Origin of the sequence: Coprobacter fastidiosus, assembly GCF_030296935.1 — a bacterium.
In the GTDB taxonomy this organism is placed as follows: domain Bacteria; phylum Bacteroidota; class Bacteroidia; order Bacteroidales; family Coprobacteraceae; genus Coprobacter; species Coprobacter fastidiosus.
Map to the genome: position 1 here is coordinate 2399767 of NZ_AP028032.1, position 16992 is coordinate 2416758.

At 39.0% G+C, this 16992-nt stretch carries 10 protein-coding genes and 3 tRNA genes; 9 read left to right on the forward strand and 4 right to left on the reverse strand.

Annotated features, from left to right (window positions below; translation table 11 throughout):
- Positions 1-668: 668 nt before the first annotated feature.
- Both QUE35_RS09495 and QUE35_RS09500 read right to left on the reverse strand, forming a co-directional pair.
- Positions 669-1526 (reverse strand): DUF3108 domain-containing protein, encoded by an 858-nt coding sequence (locus QUE35_RS09495; protein ID WP_081705587.1) that lies wholly within the window; start codon positions 1524-1526, stop codon positions 669-671.
- Positions 1432-3381: an Ig-like domain-containing protein gene (locus tag QUE35_RS09500; protein WP_022600166.1), complete on the reverse strand. Its 1950-nt coding sequence runs from the start codon at positions 3379-3381 to the stop codon at positions 1432-1434. The genes QUE35_RS09495 and QUE35_RS09500 overlap by 95 nt, the downstream gene beginning before the upstream one ends.
- Positions 3382-3582: 201 nt before the next feature.
- Between QUE35_RS09500 and secDF the strand changes: the two genes are divergently transcribed.
- Positions 3583-6576, forward strand: coding sequence for a protein translocase subunit SecDF (secDF, locus tag QUE35_RS09505; RefSeq protein ID WP_022600168.1), 2994 nt, complete (start codon positions 3583-3585; stop codon positions 6574-6576).
- A gap of 126 nt (positions 6577-6702) precedes the next feature.
- Here the strand turns inward: secDF and QUE35_RS09510 are convergent.
- Together QUE35_RS09510 and recO are read right to left on the reverse strand one after the other, a co-directional pair.
- Positions 6703-6774: transfer RNA gene (locus QUE35_RS09510), tRNA-Arg, on the reverse strand.
- A gap of 55 nt (positions 6775-6829) precedes the next feature.
- The gene (gene recO / locus QUE35_RS09515) at positions 6830-7555 is read right to left on the reverse strand and encodes a DNA repair protein RecO (RefSeq protein WP_022600170.1); all 726 of its coding nucleotides are present in this window, start codon (positions 7553-7555) and stop codon (positions 6830-6832) included.
- An 81-nt stretch (positions 7556-7636) separates the two neighbouring features.
- Between recO and QUE35_RS09520 the strand changes: the two genes are divergently transcribed.
- The 8 genes from QUE35_RS09520 (at position 7637) to QUE35_RS09555 (ending at position 16939) form a co-directional block, all read left to right on the forward strand.
- On the forward strand, positions 7637-8071 hold the full coding sequence (locus QUE35_RS09520; protein ID WP_022390220.1) for a DUF2721 domain-containing protein: 435 nt from the start codon (positions 7637-7639) through the stop codon (positions 8069-8071).
- Positions 8072-8222: 151 nt separating this feature from the next.
- A tRNA-Glu gene (locus tag QUE35_RS09525) sits at positions 8223-8294 on the forward strand.
- Positions 8295-8331: 37 nt separating this feature from the next.
- The gene (gene rpsT / locus QUE35_RS09530) at positions 8332-8583 is read left to right on the forward strand and encodes a 30S ribosomal protein S20 (RefSeq protein WP_009318448.1); all 252 of its coding nucleotides are present in this window, start codon (positions 8332-8334) and stop codon (positions 8581-8583) included.
- 48 nt (positions 8584-8631) lie between these two features.
- A tRNA-Glu gene (locus QUE35_RS09535) sits at positions 8632-8703 on the forward strand.
- A gap of 253 nt (positions 8704-8956) precedes the next feature.
- Positions 8957-10912: a DNA topoisomerase (ATP-hydrolyzing) subunit B gene (gene gyrB, locus QUE35_RS09540; RefSeq protein WP_009318449.1), complete on the forward strand. Its 1956-nt coding sequence runs from the start codon at positions 8957-8959 to the stop codon at positions 10910-10912.
- A 358-nt stretch (positions 10913-11270) separates the two neighbouring features.
- Positions 11271-13721: a TonB-dependent receptor gene (locus QUE35_RS09545; protein ID WP_022600174.1), complete on the forward strand. Its 2451-nt coding sequence runs from the start codon at positions 11271-11273 to the stop codon at positions 13719-13721.
- Between the two features lie 188 nt (positions 13722-13909).
- Positions 13910-16063, forward strand: coding sequence for a ribonuclease R (gene rnr / locus QUE35_RS09550; protein ID WP_022600176.1), 2154 nt, complete (start codon positions 13910-13912; stop codon positions 16061-16063).
- Between the two features lie 33 nt (positions 16064-16096).
- Entirely contained in the window at positions 16097-16939 is an 843-nt protein-coding gene (locus QUE35_RS09555) for a histidinol-phosphatase (protein ID WP_022600178.1), read from the forward strand.
- Positions 16940-16992 lie beyond the last annotated feature (53 nt).

The window sequence follows — 16992 nt, forward strand, 5'->3', positions numbered from 1 at the left end:
TCTCTTTTTTGAGGTTCAGTTTGTTTCGTATATGGCAATGAGTACTGGTTATGTTAGATACCGATTTGCCCGTTATTGCACTGATAGCCGAAATATTTTTGTTATCGAGTATCAGCTCGCACACCGAGAGTTCCGAAGGTATCAATGTCTTGGCGTGTTGTTTTAAATACTCGATATTTTGTTCTTTATTCTGTATCATCATTTTTACACCGGACTCGATCTTTTCTCAGATTTCTTTTCCAAGCAATTCAAGGGCCTTTTCGGTTTGAGATATAGTCAACCCTTTTATTTCTCATGATTTCAATAAAACGGGATACCTGTTGCTTGTCCATCTTTAAGAATCCGAGAATCGTTTCTTGCTCTATCTCGTATCTGATATTTTCTTTCTGTATATCCGAATATTTGGGGATAGATGCCCTGCCTTATGAACAGGATAAGTGGAATCGGGTAGTTATAGTTACTGCCGTTGATTTTTAAGATCGGTTTAGAACAATGTTTGAATACCTATTTATGGGTAATGAGTTCTTGTTTTTTCACCGAATGTGGGTATTGTGGATGCATTATTCCGATATTATTTTTGTATCGAAGAATTTGAATTACAGCAAACATTGTTCTTAGGTCGTACTAATTTATGTGTAAGAAAGCCTTTCCTGACGGTAAAGGCTTTTTTATTTACCTCTATATATCGCTTTTAGAGAGCCGATTGCGAGTTTTCCCTCTACTTGAAGAGGAATTCTTCGTGAGTCATCGCTGATCCATGCTGTAATATTATCACTTACTTTTTCTTCTTTATCATCGAAAAAATGTAATTTGATCTTGTATGCTCCGAAAGGTGTTTTCCGTAAGTCCAGTACTGTCCTACCTAAATATTCAGCAGAAAGATGTTCTATATGATTCCCGGTGAAAATATCTACGTTTATGCGGTCTCCTATATTTTTTGTTGAAAAATCTATTGTGCGCAGGTAATAAAATACACTGAGCATGTCATAAGAGCAATTGCTTGATGTAATGAGATAATCTTCTATTGCGTTTCGTTTGGGTCTGTATAGAGTGATGTTTCCGGTACAGATACCGTTAGAATAACTGTATCGTGTCACGTCTTTGCGGTAAGTTCGGTCTTCATCTGAAATTTTAGCGTAATAGTGTGGTATAAGCCCGTCTTTATACATGATGGAAACAAGTGTGTCTCGGACTCTGAAAATACGGTCGGCAAAAGCCAAAGTGCGAGCAGTTAGTAATGATTTATAGTATTCCGTTCCGTCTTGGGAGCGGGTAACATTTATATCCAGACTGGCTACTGCTGCACGTTTCCAGATAAATCCCCATTGATATATGACATCATACGGAAGAGATTCTTTTTTGAAGTCCCATTTGACAGGGCATTGAGCCGACCCTTTCGGAATACAAAATGCAAGAAGTATTATTAACAGGCTAACGGTAAGAGCCTTGACTTCGAGGAGTGATTGCTCCTGAGGGTCGGTTGGAATATACAGGTCCTTCTTCTTTATTATCGTTTTGAGAATCATCCTTTTTTTCGTCTTTGGGTTTATTTTTGGTTATATCCAGCGGTTTTTGTTTATCCAGCGGTAGAGCGTAGACATCCCATGTCTGTTCTACATCCCAATTGGCTTTTAAATCGATAGATGTAGGATAGTAGAAAACTTCTTCGGGCTGCCGTTTTTCTGCGAAGTTGCCGGTGTCGAATTTCCCGTTCCCGTTTCGGTCCTTTACTAAACGGATATAATATGTTCCCGGATCTACATATATAAATTCTGCACCTCCGTCTTTGACCGGTGATTTGCGTACCGGCTGGTCGCTTGAGTTTAACAGTTCGACGAATGCCGAATCTTTTATTCCCAAAGTTTCTATATAAAAGTTGGAATATTCTTCGACCGTTTTTACTTTGAATGATTGGGAAAGTCTGTTACTCGGATTTCCGTAGATACTGACAGATGCAAGAGAGTCAAGTGATACCCTGTATTCGCCTCCTGGTTTCCATTTGGTTTTTAGTGAAAATATTCTGTGCATCAAACTATCTTGGAAAAATGTATAGTCGTTTACGGGAGTCCAGACCGTATCGACTTTTATCTCTAATTTGAGACTTTCTTCTTTTATGGAGTCGACCGGTTGGTCGAATGCAAAGTTAAGCTTATCATATATGTTTACGATGGAGGAAAATTGCGGGGATATTTTCATAAACTCGATTTCCGGTGCTTGATCTTCATCTTTTTTATCTTTTTTGCTTTTTCGAACAGGTTTTTTTCTTTCTCGAAATACTAAGTTTAAGGTGTCTTTAAACGGGGTGAGTTGTCGTAAAGAATCGGTCCTTTTATAATCTGCCGTGAATAGTAAAGTGTCCATGTTATAAATGAGCGAATCTTTAATCCAGTATAGAAGTGTGTCATTTGTTTGGTTTTTCTCGACAATAGCCCAATCTTCTTGTTGAAAATTCAGAGGAGTCAATACCGGAAGCGAGTCGTCGGGTGCTGAAAAAATGAGAGAAAATCTGTTCCTGTTTGTTCGTTCGAACTTCTCTAAATAGCGTGATTTGAATTGTTCGTTAAAGACTTTTAGAATAATATTATTAGGATAGAAGTGGGGGAGAGTTACCATTTTTATCGTGTCGATTGTCATACTGTCTGCCCATATCGTATCTGCATGCATTACCATCTCTACCGTTGGTGTTACGGTACTATCCATGAACGCAATATCTTCGGATGGATTATCGAATTTGTAATCCCGGTTTGCGTCGTTCAGTCCGTATATGCGATATGTCCCCGCTCCGATGTTTTTTATGGAGAATCGTCCGTATGCATCGGATTTGGCAATCCTTTGCATCGGGGTTTTGGTAAATGCGGAATCGTTCAAGTTTGAATGTAAGCCGACAAGCATTCCTGTTACCGGTTCTAAATTCTCGGCATTCAATAATATACCTCCTATTTGCAGCGTGTCTATCGAGTTCCCTGTTGCAAAAGAAAAACTGAAGTTATATAGCGGATTTCTTTCATTATTGTCCGATATAGCATCTGAGAAATCGATTGTATAGGTGGTGTTCGGTATCAGTGAATCTTGTAACTCTACAATAACTTTGCGCCCTGATGTCTGTATTTGCGGCATGTTTTTTTGCGCTGGAGAGACAATGACTTTTTCGGTCGGTTTGTCCACTTGTATTATTTCGTCAAATTCGATTTCTATTTTGTTTTTATTGAAATTGAGTTGATTGGGTTTCGGATTGCTTTTGACAAAAACGGGAGGGGTTGTGTCTATCGGACCTCCGGTAGGTCGTGCAATGTTGGCACATGAGAGTATAAATGCCGCAGCAAAAGCGGTCAATATAAAATTTCTTGCATATAGTAGCCATTTCGTTCTGTCCGGCATCATCTGTATCGCTTGTTTTAAAGGGGTAAAGATACAAAAAAGAATGATTCTTCGATTGTTTTTTCTTCGATATGACAGATATTAACGGTGTCGAGCGCAAATTAATCAAACATTTTGTTATCGGAATAGAAAAAAAACATATATTTGCACCTTATTAAAAACAGGAAAAATCAATTAATCTAAAAATCATAAAGTAATTATCACATGCAAAACAAAGGTTTTATAAGAGTTTTTGCGGTATTACTCACGTTGGTATGTCTCTTTTACATATCTTTTTCATTTGTAACACGGCATTATACGAAAAAGGCCGAAGAGTATGCTAACGGAGATGCAATGAAGTATAAGCAGTATATCGATTCTATTGCGACTGAAAAGGTATATTTAGGGTATTATACTTTTAAGCAGTGCCGTGAGATGGAGATCGGTCTGGGGTTAGACCTAAAAGGAGGTATGAACGTAACGTTGCAAATCTCTGTGGCTGATGTGTTGAGGTCATTGTCAAATAACAACACGGATGTTAATTTTAACAAAGCGCTGGCAAACGCTACTGCCAACCAGGCAGATAATAAAGATTTCTTATCTGCTTTTGTAAATGAATACAAAAAGCTAGATCCTAATATCCGATTGGCTGCTATTTTCAGTACTTATCAATTGAAAGATAAGATTACGCCCAATGCGACGAATGATGAAGTTGTAGCTGTTTTACGGGAAGAGTTGAACAGTGCGATAGATAACTCGTTCAATGTGCTTCGTACACGTATTGACCGTTTCGGGGTTGTTGCTCCTAATATTCAGCGTCTTGAAAAGGACGGCCGTATTTTGGTAGAGCTTCCGGGTGTGAAAGAACCGGAACGTGTTCGTAAACTTCTTCAAGGAAGCGCTAACCTCGAATTTTGGGAAACTTATAATCTGAATGAGTTTTTCAATAAATTGGCAAGTGCGAATGAGTTGCTTGCCCGTTTGGAAAATCAGTCGGAAGATACTTCTTCTAAGACGGATTCTACTGTTGTCGAGTCGCAGGATTCTACTGCCGTAACGGCAACGACTTCATTGAAGGATAGTCTGACTCAGAAGATAAAAGATATGAACAAGAGCGATGAGCAACAAAATATCAATGCGTGGAAAAAGCAAAACCCGTTGTTTGCTCGTCTTAATCCCAACGTCTCTCAAGAAGGGGCTATCGGAAATGGTCCGGCTGTAGGTATTGCCCACATAAATGACACGGCTGCCGTAAATAAATATTTGGCAATGCGTCAGGTTCGTGAACTTTTGCCTGCTAATATCGTATTTAAGTGGACAGTGAAGCCTATTGACGAGAAAGAACAATACTTTCAGTTAGTTGCGTTGAAAGCGACAAACGGAGGTCGTCCTCCTCTGGAAGGTGATGTGATTACCGATGCTCGCGAAGATTTTGACCGGATGACAAATTCTGCAGTAGTAAGTATGTCTATGAATGCAGAAGGTTCTAAGATATGGGAACAGTTGACCCGCGAAAATATCGGGCGTTGTGTAGCGATTGTTTTGGATGATCAAGTATATTCATTCCCGGTAGTGAATACTGAAATTTCAGGAGGAAATTCTCAAATTTCGGGGAACTTTACTCCGGAAGAGGCAAAAGACCTTGCGAATGTGTTGAAATCCGGAAAAATGGCGGCAAGTGTAAAGATCGTGCAAGAAGACATTATCGGTCCGTCATTGGGTCAAGAGGCAATTCAGAGCGGTATTATATCGTTCATTTTCGCCTTGGTTCTGCTGATGGTCTATATGATCAGCATGTATGGCGTGACTCCCGGATTGGTTGCTAATCTCGGTTTGGTACTCAATATGTTCTTTACTATGGGTATTCTTGCTTCTTTCCAAGCCGTGCTTACGCTTTCGGGTATCGCCGGTTTGGTGTTGTCTTTGGGTATTGCGGTAGATGCCAATGTGCTGATTTATGAGCGGGCAAAAGAGGAACTTCGTTTGGGTAAGAACCTTAAAAATGCGATTACCGACGGTTATAAGAATGCGTTTTCCGCAATTTTCGACTCAAACTTGACCTCTTTGATTACTGGTTTGATTCTGTTCTTCTTCGGAACAGGACCTATTAAAGGTTTTGCCACGACTTTGATGATCGGTATTGCCATGTCATTCTTTACCGCTGTGTTCTTGACTCGTTTGATCTATGAACGCGGATTGGAAAGAAATTGGTTTAAACACCTTACATTTACGACATCTCTTACAAAGAATTGGTTGACACATCCGAAAATTAATTTCCTCGGAGTTCGGAAAACCGGTTATATCGTATGTGCCGTATTGGTTGTTATCGGAGTTATCTCTTTTGGTATAAAAGGTCTTAGCAAGGGTATTGATTTCTCCGGAGGCCGTAACTATGTGGTACGTTTCCAAGAACCTGTAAATACTCAAGAAATTGCTAATTTGTTGAAACCGTATTTTGAAGGCAGTTCTTTGTCGGTAATTACTATCGGTGGCGAAAATCAAGTTCGTGTTTCTACCAACTATCGTATCGCAGAGAATGACGATGCAATCGATAAAGAAATAGAAATGAAGTTATATGACGGATTGAAGAGCATGTTGGGAGGTAAGACTCTGGATCAGTTTAAATCGGATAATATAATGAGTATTCAGAAAGTAGGCCCGAGTATTGCAGAAGATATAACGATCGGTGCTATATGGGCTGTGATACTTTCATTGATCGCTATTGCACTTTACATATTGCTTCGATTCCGAGATATTTCTTTCAGTGCCGGAACGTTGGTTTCTTTGGCATTCGATACCGTAATTATTATCTCATTCTATTCGTTATTCTACGGTTTATTGCCGTTCTCTATGGAGATAGACCAGTCATTTATTGCTGCTATCTTGACAGTGATCGGATATTCGGTAAATGATAAAGTGGTAGTATTTGACCGTGTGAGAGAGGTGATCGGTCTTTATCCGAAACGGGATAGATATCTTGTGATTAATGAGGCTTTGAATAGTACTTTAGCTCGTACTATCAGTACATCGTTAAGTACAGCAATCGTATTACTTTGTATATTTATTTTGGGTGGTGATACGATTCGGAGCTTTACATTCGCTATGTTGCTGGGAGTTATAGTCGGTACTTTCTCGACTCTGTTTGTTGCTGTTCCAGTGGCATACGAGATTATGGGAAGAAAACAGAAAAAAGCTCAACTTGCAGAGGCTGCGAAATAAGGATTTTGAGTTTAGATAAAAACAGACAGGGATTCTGAATTTTCAGAATCCCTGTCTGTTTTTATGATATTTTCTAAAAAAAAATCGGATATAACTTTCTGAAGATGAAAGCCGTATCCGATTTTGTACCTCCGCCGGGAATCGAACCCGGATCTAAAGTTTAGGAAACTTTTGTTCTATCCATTGAACTACAAAGGCATTAGCGGCTACAAAAGTATAATTATTTCTGCTTTTTGCCAAATGTGTAGTGTAATTAGTCGAATAATGTTTTGAGTACGTCAAGAGATTTGAGCTGTGTGAATCCGGCATGATGTAATTTGAAATATTCGATAATATGTTCGAGTATTTGTATTCTTTCTTGTCTGGAAAAACGGAATAGGTGCAGATTGTAGTAATTCATTCTCATGAGTGTCGTAAAACCGAATGTTTCATCGGGGGAGAGGACATAGGCATGTCCCGGATGTACAGAAGTGGAGATTCCGTTTAAAAGGTCAAAGTAATCTCCGGGACGATAATTTTCAATATTCGGATAAAATCCTAAAAATCCGGATATTCTAATTAAAAAACAAAGATGAAAATTCGCTTTCCCGTCTTCAATGATATCAAGAAATTTGATTGATTGATGTAGAAATTCAAAAAAAACGGGATTTGCTTCAGGTTCTCGAATTGTACGGGATAAAAATTCGGATAAAAATAATGCGATAGAGTTTTTAACCGGATCATAATGAATTTGTTGTAGAATCTCTGCAGGTCTTACTTCTTTGATCTTTTGTATATCGCGTCCGGGTTTATAGTCAGACTCTATGTCTAATATTGAGAAAGGTGTGAATAGCGGTCTTTGCGACTTGCTTTTTCGTCCTTGTGTTTGGGGAATGGCATACGACATTCTTCCGTATTTCTCTGTATAGAGATGTGCGATGTGATTTTTATCGTTGTATGCAACTGTGTGTAATACGATACCTAATGTTTTTTCCAGCATATTTTCAGTTCCGGAATTTTGTATTTACACAAAAATAGCGTATTCTTGCATAAAAACATTGATAATGATTGTAAAAATATTATGGAAGAACTTACTTTGACTACTCCTTCATTGTTGTTTTCAGCAGTTTCGTTGATTATGCTGGCTTATACAAACCGTTTTCTTTCATATGCTCAGGTTGTTCGTACTTTAAAAGGAGATTATGATTTGCATCCTACACGGATTACGGCTGCTCAAATAGATAATTTACGTAAACGTTTGTCTTTAATCCGTACAATGCAGATTTTGGGAATTGTAAGCCTTTTATTAAGTGTTTTGTGTATGTTTCTGATTTATATCGGATTTCAGACTTCTGCTGTGGGAGTTTTCGCTATATCATTGTTATGTTTGATCTGTTCATTGGGAATTTCTATCGGAGAGATTGTTATTTCGGTCCGTGCTCTTGATCTGCATTTAAGTGAGATGGAACGTCAAAAAGCTAAGAAAACATCTTCTGATGATCCTCTATATTCATAAAAAGGTGTCGAAACGGTTACTTAAAAAGGCTAAAAGTGACATTTTGAGCGATATTTTTTGTCAAATATTTTGTCAATTCAAAAAACAGCTCTATATTTGCACTCGCATTTGAGAAAACCTTATTTGTTTAAGCGAAAGGTTTTTAGATAATGGCCCATTCGTCTATCGGCTAGGACGCAAGATTTTCATTCTTGAAAGAGGGGTTCGATTCCCCTATGGGCTACTAATATAAACGAATAAAAGTTAAGGAGATTAATTGAATGGCAAATCATAAATCATCAATTAAGAGAATCAGACAAGCAGAGACGAAAAGATTACGTAATAGATATTATGCGAAAACTGCTAGAAATGCAGTTCGTAAATTGCGTGCTATTACCGTAAAAGAAGATGCTGCTGCATTGTATGTTAAAGTTAGCTCTATGCTTGATAAGTTGGCTAAAAAGAATGTTATTCACAAGAATAAGGCCAGCAATTTGAAATCTAAATTGGCTTTGCATATAAATAAGCTGTAATTTAAAGGTTTGAATAGACTGAGGATATTTGCCTCGTCATTATAAGATGGCCCATTCGTCTATCGGCTAGGACGCAAGATTTTCATTCTTGAAAGAGGGGTTCGATTCCCCTATGGGCTACCGAAAGTTTACCGAATACATATTGTATTCGGTTTTTTTTGTTGTATGGCAGTGACTACAATCTGCTCTAAGGAGATTATGATTATAGGATCGTTTCTCAGCTTCTCTTTGATAGATATTTGTCTTTATATAAAAAACCAATAGCAAATTTTCTTCTGTCAGGTATTTTTAGTAACTTTGTTTGCTTTCGAATTTTGTCTGAAAAAGATGTCGAAAAACAAAAACGAGTATCAATAAACATATAAAAATCAATATGTCAGAAGAATTAAATGTTGATAGCGCTGCGTATTCTGCGGATAGTATTCAAGTGCTGGAAGGTCTTGAAGCCGTAAGGAAACGCCCTGCTATGTATATTGGAGATATTGGGATAAAAGGGTTGCATCATTTGGTGTATGAGGTAGTAGATAACTCTATTGACGAAGCGCTTGCCGGATATGCCAATCATATCGATGTTATTATCAATGAAGATAATTCTATTACCGTGATAGATAACGGTCGTGGTATTCCGGTAGATATGCATGAAAAAGAACATAAATCTGCATTGGAAGTCGTGTTGACCGTATTGCACGCAGGAGGTAAGTTCGATAAAGGCTCTTATAAGGTTTCCGGAGGTTTACATGGGGTCGGCGTATCGTGTGTAAATGCTCTGTCGACTTATTTGCGTGCGGAGGTAAAGCGTAACGGAAAAATATATATGCAAGAGTTTTCGTGCGGAAAACCTTTGCATGATGTAGAGGTTATCGGGACTACCGAAGAGACCGGAACGATAATAACTTTCAGGCCGGATGCGGATATATTTACGGATGTAGTTTATAAATTTGATATTTTGGCTTCTCGTCTGCGTGATTTGGGATACCTTAATGCCGGGATTTATTTGTCTCTTACCGATAAACGTGAAGTACTTGAAAACGGAGATTTCCGTAAAGAAGAATTTTTCTCGGTGGAGGGGCTGAAAGAATTTGTCCGTTATATCGATAGCACGAAGGAGCATCTTTTTGAAGATATTATTCATATTTCTACTGAGCGCCAAGGTGTTCCGGTAGAGGTTGCAATGACTTACAATACGTCTTATAATGAGAACTTGTTCTCATACGTAAATAATATCAATACAATCGAAGGCGGGACACACGTTGCCGGCTTTCGTAGGGGGCTGACCCGTACGCTGAAAAAATATGCTGAAGATTCTAAAATGCTCGAGAAGGTAAAAGTGGAGATCAGTAGCGATGACTTCCGAGAAGGTCTTACGGCAGTTATTTCCGTGAAAGTCATGGAACCTCAATTTGAAGGACAAACCAAGACAAAATTAGGGAATAACGAGGTTATCGGAGCTGTCGATGTCGCTGTCAGCGAAGCTCTCCGGAATTTCTTGGAAGAGAATCCGAAACAGGCTAAAGCAATAGTAGAGAAGGTCATATTGGCGGCGACTGCACGTCATGCCGCACGTCATGCCCGGGAAATGGTGCAACGTAAATCTCCTCTTTCGGGTGGAGGTCTTCCCGGTAAATTGGCAGATTGTTCTCAGCGTAATCCTGAAGTTTGTGAGATATTCCTTGTCGAAGGAGATTCTGCAGGAGGAACGGCAAAACAGGGGCGGGATCGTGCCTTTCAGGCAATATTGCCTTTGCGCGGTAAGATATTGAATGTTGAAAAAGCGATGCATCATAAAGTGCTCGAAAGTCAGGAAATCCGTAATATATATACAGCTTTAGGAGTTACTATCGGTACGGAAGACGATACGAAGGAAGCTAATATTTCAAAATTGCGTTATCATAAGATCATTATTATGACCGATGCCGATGTGGACGGTAGCCATATTGCGACATTGATCATGACTTTCTTTTTCCGTCATATGCGTCCTTTGATAGAGAACGGTTATCTCTATATTGCGACTCCGCCGCTGTATTTATGTAGAAAGGGCAAAATAGAAGAATATTGCTGGACAGAGCAACAACGTACGCAGTTTGCCCTGAAATATGCGAATGGGGATGTTAACCAAATTTATACGCAACGCTATAAAGGTTTGGGAGAGATGAATTCTCATCAACTATGGGAGACGACTATGGATCCGGCACATCGTACATTACGTCAAGTAACAATCGATAATGCGGCAGAAGCAGATCGGGTATTTTCAATGTTGATGGGAGAGGAAGTCGGTCCTCGTCGTGAATTTATCGAAGCGCATGCCACTTATGCGAATATCGATGCTTAATTATTGCAAGTAGTAAATAACATATTGGCGGTCTGCATGAGTTCTGATCTTATGCAGACTGTTTTTTTGTAAGAGCCCGTTTAAATTTTTTCGAGTCAGTTTTGAAAGTTTCTTTCGAAGATGTTTTTGTTGTTTTACGAGGAAGATGGCGGGCTATCTGACGAGTGAGAACGAGAAAAGAGACCGAAAGAAAACGTAAAAATGACCTGATAGTATTTTATTAGGAAATTTAAACAGGAACTAAGAATAGAGATGATATAATTTGTTAAGAATATAGAAAACAAGGAACGTCTCGATTAAACTATTTTTGTAAGAGATAGTCTTATAAAGCGTAAATAAAAAAATAGAAACATCCTCAATGAAAAAATATTTATTATCAGTTGTTTTCGTCTGGGTGACGATTGCAACTCTTTCAGCCGCTACGATAAAAGGCCGTCTTATCGATAATGAAACGAAGCAGATTATTGATTTTGCTACCGTATCGTTATTTAATAAGTCTTCTAAGACACCTATGAAAACGGTGACAACCGATGAAAAGGGTGCATTTTCGATACCGAATGTCAAGAATGGATCTTATACTCTCCGGATTAGTTTTGTCGGGTATAAAACTTTGGAATTTCCTGTATTTGTGACTTCGAAAACTCCGATTGTAGATTTGAAAACTTTACAATTATCGACTGATGCTAAATCCTTAAAAGCAGTGGAAGTGATCGGACAGAAATCTCAGATGCGCTTTGAGGTAGATAAAAAGGTTTTTGACGTAGATCAGAATATCTCTGCTGCAGGAGGTTCTGCTTCTGAAGCGTTGCAGAATATACCTTCTGTCGATGTCGATAACGAAGGAAATATTTCTCTTCGGAATAATTCGAATGTAGAAGTTTGGATCAATGGCAAACCTTCGGGATTAACGGCCGACAACCGGGCTCAAATATTGGAACAGATGCCAGCCGGAAGTATAGAAAGTATAGAAGTTATTACTAATCCGTCTTCTAAATATAGTCCGGAAGGGTCTGCAGGGATTATAAATCTGGTCTTGAAAAAGGACCGAAAAGCCGGTTATTACGGGAGTGTATCGGTCGGTGCAAATACTTTTGGAGGAGTAAATGGATCGGGAAATATAAATTATAATTCTTCAAAGGTCGATGCATATGCCAATATCGGTATCCGGTATATGCAATTTAACAACAGCAGCGATACTTATCGAGAATCATGGCAAGGAAACGATACGACGATTCTTAACCAGAAAAATAAAGGAGATATGGATCGTATCGGGGTTTTTCTGCGAGGAGGAGCAACATATCATGTTACTCGAAAGGATGATATAGGGTTGTCCTTTATGGGCATGTTCGGTGGTGGAGACAGTCGTACGACCCTTACGTCGAGAGACGGTTTGGGTGCATTGACCCGGGAGCGGTGGTCGGATGAAGACGGAACTCATAACGATTGGGGAGTGACATTGGATTATACACATTTGTTCGGTAAGAATCATGATTTGAGATTATATGCTAATTATTTCCAGATGAATTGGAATGAGACAAACGATTTTACACAAAACAGTTTAGTAAAAGACGTGTGGCTAAAATCTGCCCAAAAACAGGATGAAAATAATTCGCACCAACGGTGGGAATTTCAGGCTGATTATAGTAACCAAATATCGGATCGTTTTAAGATTGAGGCCGGTTATAAGGGGAATATCAATTCCAGAGGAGACGATGTTTATACATTAGAAGGTCCAGATATGGAAAATCTAAAACCGCAGGAAGCCTTAAATAATGATTTTACCTATAAAGAAAATATACAAGCTCTTTATGGTACATTTTCGGGTAAAATCGATAATTTCAGTTTTCAGGCGGGGTTGAGAGGCGAATATATGCGCTATAAAACCGAGAGCCGGCCGTGGAATGCGCAGACCCCGGACCGAACCCGGGAATATTGGCATTTGTATCCGAGTCTGTTTTTGTCTTATAGTTTACCAAAAGGAAATGAACTTCAGGTCAATTATACCAGCCGGGTCAACAGACCGAGGGGAAGACAAATAAACGCATTCAGAAATGTTACCGACTCTACCAGTATTTCTTATGGGAATCCTAATTTGAATCCGGAATTTGCTCATGCCATAGAATTGAATTATATAAAAAACTGGGATGCGCATACTTTATCGGCTTCACTTTATTATCGTAAAACGAATGATGTAATACAACAAGTGCGTTATTTTGAGGAACCGGTTATGTATTCTACTTATGAGAATGTGACCAAGATGCAGAATGCGGGATTGGAATTGGTGGCTAAGAACCGGTTATTTAAGTATCTGAATTTAACTACTACGGTAAATATGTATTATCAACAGCTTAACGACTTTGATTATACTTATGTCGATAATTCGGGAGTTGCTTCTACTATGCATTATGATGGTGAGAATAATTTTACGTGGAATGCCCGTATTATGGCCAATTTGATACTTCCCAAGAATTTCTCGGCGCAGGTTACGGGAAATTATAACGCGAAACAGCTTATTGCACAAGGTGAGCGTCGTCCGAATTATTCTTTGGATGCCGGTATTCGCAAGAGCTTTTTTTCTCGAAAATTCTCTATTGCATTATCCGGTAGGGATTTATTGGATTCGCGGGGGCGGAAGAATATTTCGTGGGGAGATAATTTCTATCAAGAGAGCCATTCCCGTTGGGGCGGACGTAGCGTGAATCTGACATTGACATACATGTTCGGAAAGAATGGAAACAATAAACCTAAGCCGGGTAAACGTCCGGATAATAACGGCATGGATTATGAGGGTGAAATGATGGATTTTTAAGGAATAGTCTTTTGTTCGGTTTATTGGGATTTTTGTTTGAATAGCTTTCATCCATTTATTTTATTTTTGAGGTAAGTTTAAGATGGGGCAAATGCTCTGTATTCTTAAAAATATTATTTACTTTGTAGTTGGTTAACTGTGAAGTTAATCGTTCTGTATTTATTGTTGGTATTTAGAATTGTTTGAATATGTCGAAAAGAAAAAAAATAAAGGATGTCCCCCGGATAAAAAAAGAAAAAATGAGACAGTTGATCTGTGATTTTTTTAATGAGAATCCCGGTCATCCGTATAATTATAAACAAGTATCCCGAGCGGTTAATGCTAAAAATGATCCTCAGAAAATAATGATCTCCCAAATCCTTGCAGAATTGGCGGCAGAGCTCTATTTGACAGAGGTAGATCCGGGACGGTATAAGTATGATGTAAGCCAAAAAATTCGGGAAGGGGTTTTTGAGCGTAGAAGTAACGGAAAGAATCATGTTATTCCGAATGACGGCGGTGATCCTATATTGGTATCGGATGAAAAATCTTTGAGGGCGATGTCTGGAGATAAGGTGAATTACATTGTTTGTCGCAAACGCAGAAAGGGTGGCGATACGGAAGCTGAAATTGTAGAAATTACAGAACGTGTTCCTCAAACTTTTGTCGGGACGTTAGATGTGAAATCCCAATATGCATTTCTTTTGACAGAAAACCGTTCTTTAGGGAATGATATATTTATTCCGTTAGATAAATTGAAAGGCGGTAAGACCGGAGAAAAGGCCCTTGTCTCAATTACCGAATGGCCGGAAAGCGCTAAAAATCCTTATGGCGAGGTGATCGCCGTTTTGGGGAAAGCCGGGAATAATGATACCGAGATGCATGCGATATTGGCAGAATTCGGATTGCCTTATACATATCCGAAAAATGTTGAGAAAGCGGCAGATAAGATTAGCGATATCCTTACCGAAGAGGATTTAAAAGACCGGGAGGATTTCAGAGGCATAACGACTTTTACGATAGACCCGCGTGATGCTAAGGATTTTGACGATGCTCTTTCTATTCGTCAGTTAGATAATGGAAATTGGGAAGTCGGTGTGCATATCGCCGATGTGACGCACTACGTAACTCCGGGGAGTGTAATAGATAAAGAGGCTTATAAAAGGGCGACATCGGTTTATTTGGTAGACCGTACTATTCCGATGTTGCCGGAGCGTTTATGTAACCAGATATGTTCATTACGACCGGATGAGGACAAATTGTGCTTCTCGGCAATTTTTGAATTAAATGAAAAATCGGAAGTTCAGCATTCGCATATTACTCGTACGGTTATTCGCTCAGATCGCCGTTTTACTTATGAAGAGACTCAGGAAATCATCGAAAGCGGAAGAGGTGATTATAGTTCTGAGATTCTTAAATTAAATGATCTGGCGCAAAAACTAAGAGAAAGACGTTTTTCCGAAGGGTCAATCAATTTTGACCGTCATGAAGTAAAATTTGAGATAGATGAGAACGGACGACCATTGAGTGTATATTTTAAAGTTTCGAAAGAGGCCAATAAGCTTGTGGAAGAGTTTATGCTGCTGGCAAATCGTACGGTAGCCGAATCTGTCGGTAAAGTAGACGGAAACCGTACTGCGAAAGCTTTCGTTTATCGTGTTCATGATTTACCTGATCCGGAGAAGATGAATACAATGGCGACATTTATTCGTAGGTTCGGTTATACGCTTCGTACCGAAGGAACAAAAGGACAGATTTCCCGTTCGATAAATTCATTATTGGATAATATTCAAAATAAGCCGGAGGAGAACCTAATAGAGACGGTGGCTATTCGAACAATGGCGAAGGCTACATATTCAACGAAAAATATCGGGCATTATGGCTTGGCTTTTGATTATTATACGCATTTTACATCTCCGATACGACGTTATCCCGATATGATGGTTCACCGTTTATTAGAGAAATATATGGCTGGCGGGAGAAGTGTGAATGCAAAGAATTTGGAGTCTGCTTGTAAACATTCTTCAGAAATGGAGTTGGTTGCAGCTAATGCCGAACGGGTGTCTATAAAGTATAAGCAGGCAGAATTCCTTAGCGAACGTTTAGGGCAAGAATATGATGGGGTTATTTCTGGAGTAACGGAATGGGGACTTTATGTCGAAATCAATGAAAATAAATGTGAAGGGCTTGTTCCTATACGTGATCTGGATGATGATTATTATGAATTCGATGAGAAGAATTATTGTGTTACCGGGCGTTCGTCTCACAGGGTTTATCGTTTAGGCGATCCTATCCGTATACAGATTGCCCGAGTAGATATGGAGAAAAAACAGGTTGATTTTGCTTTAATTAAAACGAAATAGGTTTTTTCGATATTCGTGGTTAAGTATTTTGTTATGGATAATCTCACTAATTATCATACTCATAGTTTGTATTGCGATGGATCGGCTTCGATTGAGGATTTTGTAAAAGAAGCTATCCGGCAAGGTTTTTCTTCTTATGGTGTATCTTCTCATTCACCGATTCCTTTTGATACTTGTTGGAATATGAATCGGGGTGATCTTCCTGCTTATCTGGATGAGGTACATTTCATAAAAAAGAAATATGAGGGTCGTATTGAGATTTATTGCGGTCTTGAGATTGACTATTTGGGGGCAGAATATAATCCGTCGTCTCCTTTTTTTCAAGAATTGCCGCTGGATTACCGAATAGGTTCTGTTCATTTTTTGAAGACCGAAGAAGGGTATGTCGATATCGATACGGCTCCAGAGCAGTTTAAAGAAACCGTATTTCGTTATTTCGACGGAAATATCCGCAAATTGGTAGAAAAATATTTTGATACTATGATGCAGATGATCGATACCGGAGGTTTCGATTTTGTAGGGCATGCTGATAAGGTATCTATGAATGCATCGTCTTTTTTACCCGGTATTACCCGGGAACATTGGTATAAAAGTCTTATACACGAGTATTTTGAATTTATCGCTCAAAAAGAGTGTATGATAGAAATAAATACGAAAGCTTGGCGTAGTAAACGACTGTTTTTCCCGAATCGGGAACATTTCGGGCTAATTCATAAATTACATATACCGGTGGTTGTCAATGCAGACACACATCATCCGTCCTTAGTTAATGACGGACGGTTTGATGCTTTAAAAGAGATGCTTTCTGAAGGTTTTACACATGTGCGTCAGCTCTCAGGAGGGCAATGGATCAATGTTGAGATCGGCTCTTTATAGAATATAAATTTCTGAAAATCACCGGATCGATTTGTGCTTCGGATATTTCGGAT

Coding starts and splice junctions, on each gene's coding strand:
- QUE35_RS09495 (WP_081705587.1), bottom strand. CDS start 1,526: ATGATTCTCAAAACGATAATAAAGAAGAAGGACCTGTATATTCCAACC.
- QUE35_RS09500 (WP_022600166.1), bottom strand. CDS start 3,381: ATGATGCCGGACAGAACGAAATGGCTACTATATGCAAGAAATTTTATA.
- secDF (WP_022600168.1), top strand. CDS start 3,583: ATGCAAAACAAAGGTTTTATAAGAGTTTTTGCGGTATTACTCACGTTG.
- recO (WP_022600170.1), bottom strand. CDS start 7,555: ATGCTGGAAAAAACATTAGGTATCGTATTACACACAGTTGCATACAAC.
- QUE35_RS09520 (WP_022390220.1), top strand. CDS start 7,637: ATGGAAGAACTTACTTTGACTACTCCTTCATTGTTGTTTTCAGCAGTT.
- rpsT (WP_009318448.1), top strand. CDS start 8,332: ATGGCAAATCATAAATCATCAATTAAGAGAATCAGACAAGCAGAGACG.
- gyrB (WP_009318449.1), top strand. CDS start 8,957: ATGTCAGAAGAATTAAATGTTGATAGCGCTGCGTATTCTGCGGATAGT.
- QUE35_RS09545 (WP_022600174.1), top strand. CDS start 11,271: ATGAAAAAATATTTATTATCAGTTGTTTTCGTCTGGGTGACGATTGCA.
- rnr (WP_022600176.1), top strand. CDS start 13,910: ATGTCGAAAAGAAAAAAAATAAAGGATGTCCCCCGGATAAAAAAAGAA.
- QUE35_RS09555 (WP_022600178.1), top strand. CDS start 16,097: ATGGATAATCTCACTAATTATCATACTCATAGTTTGTATTGCGATGGA.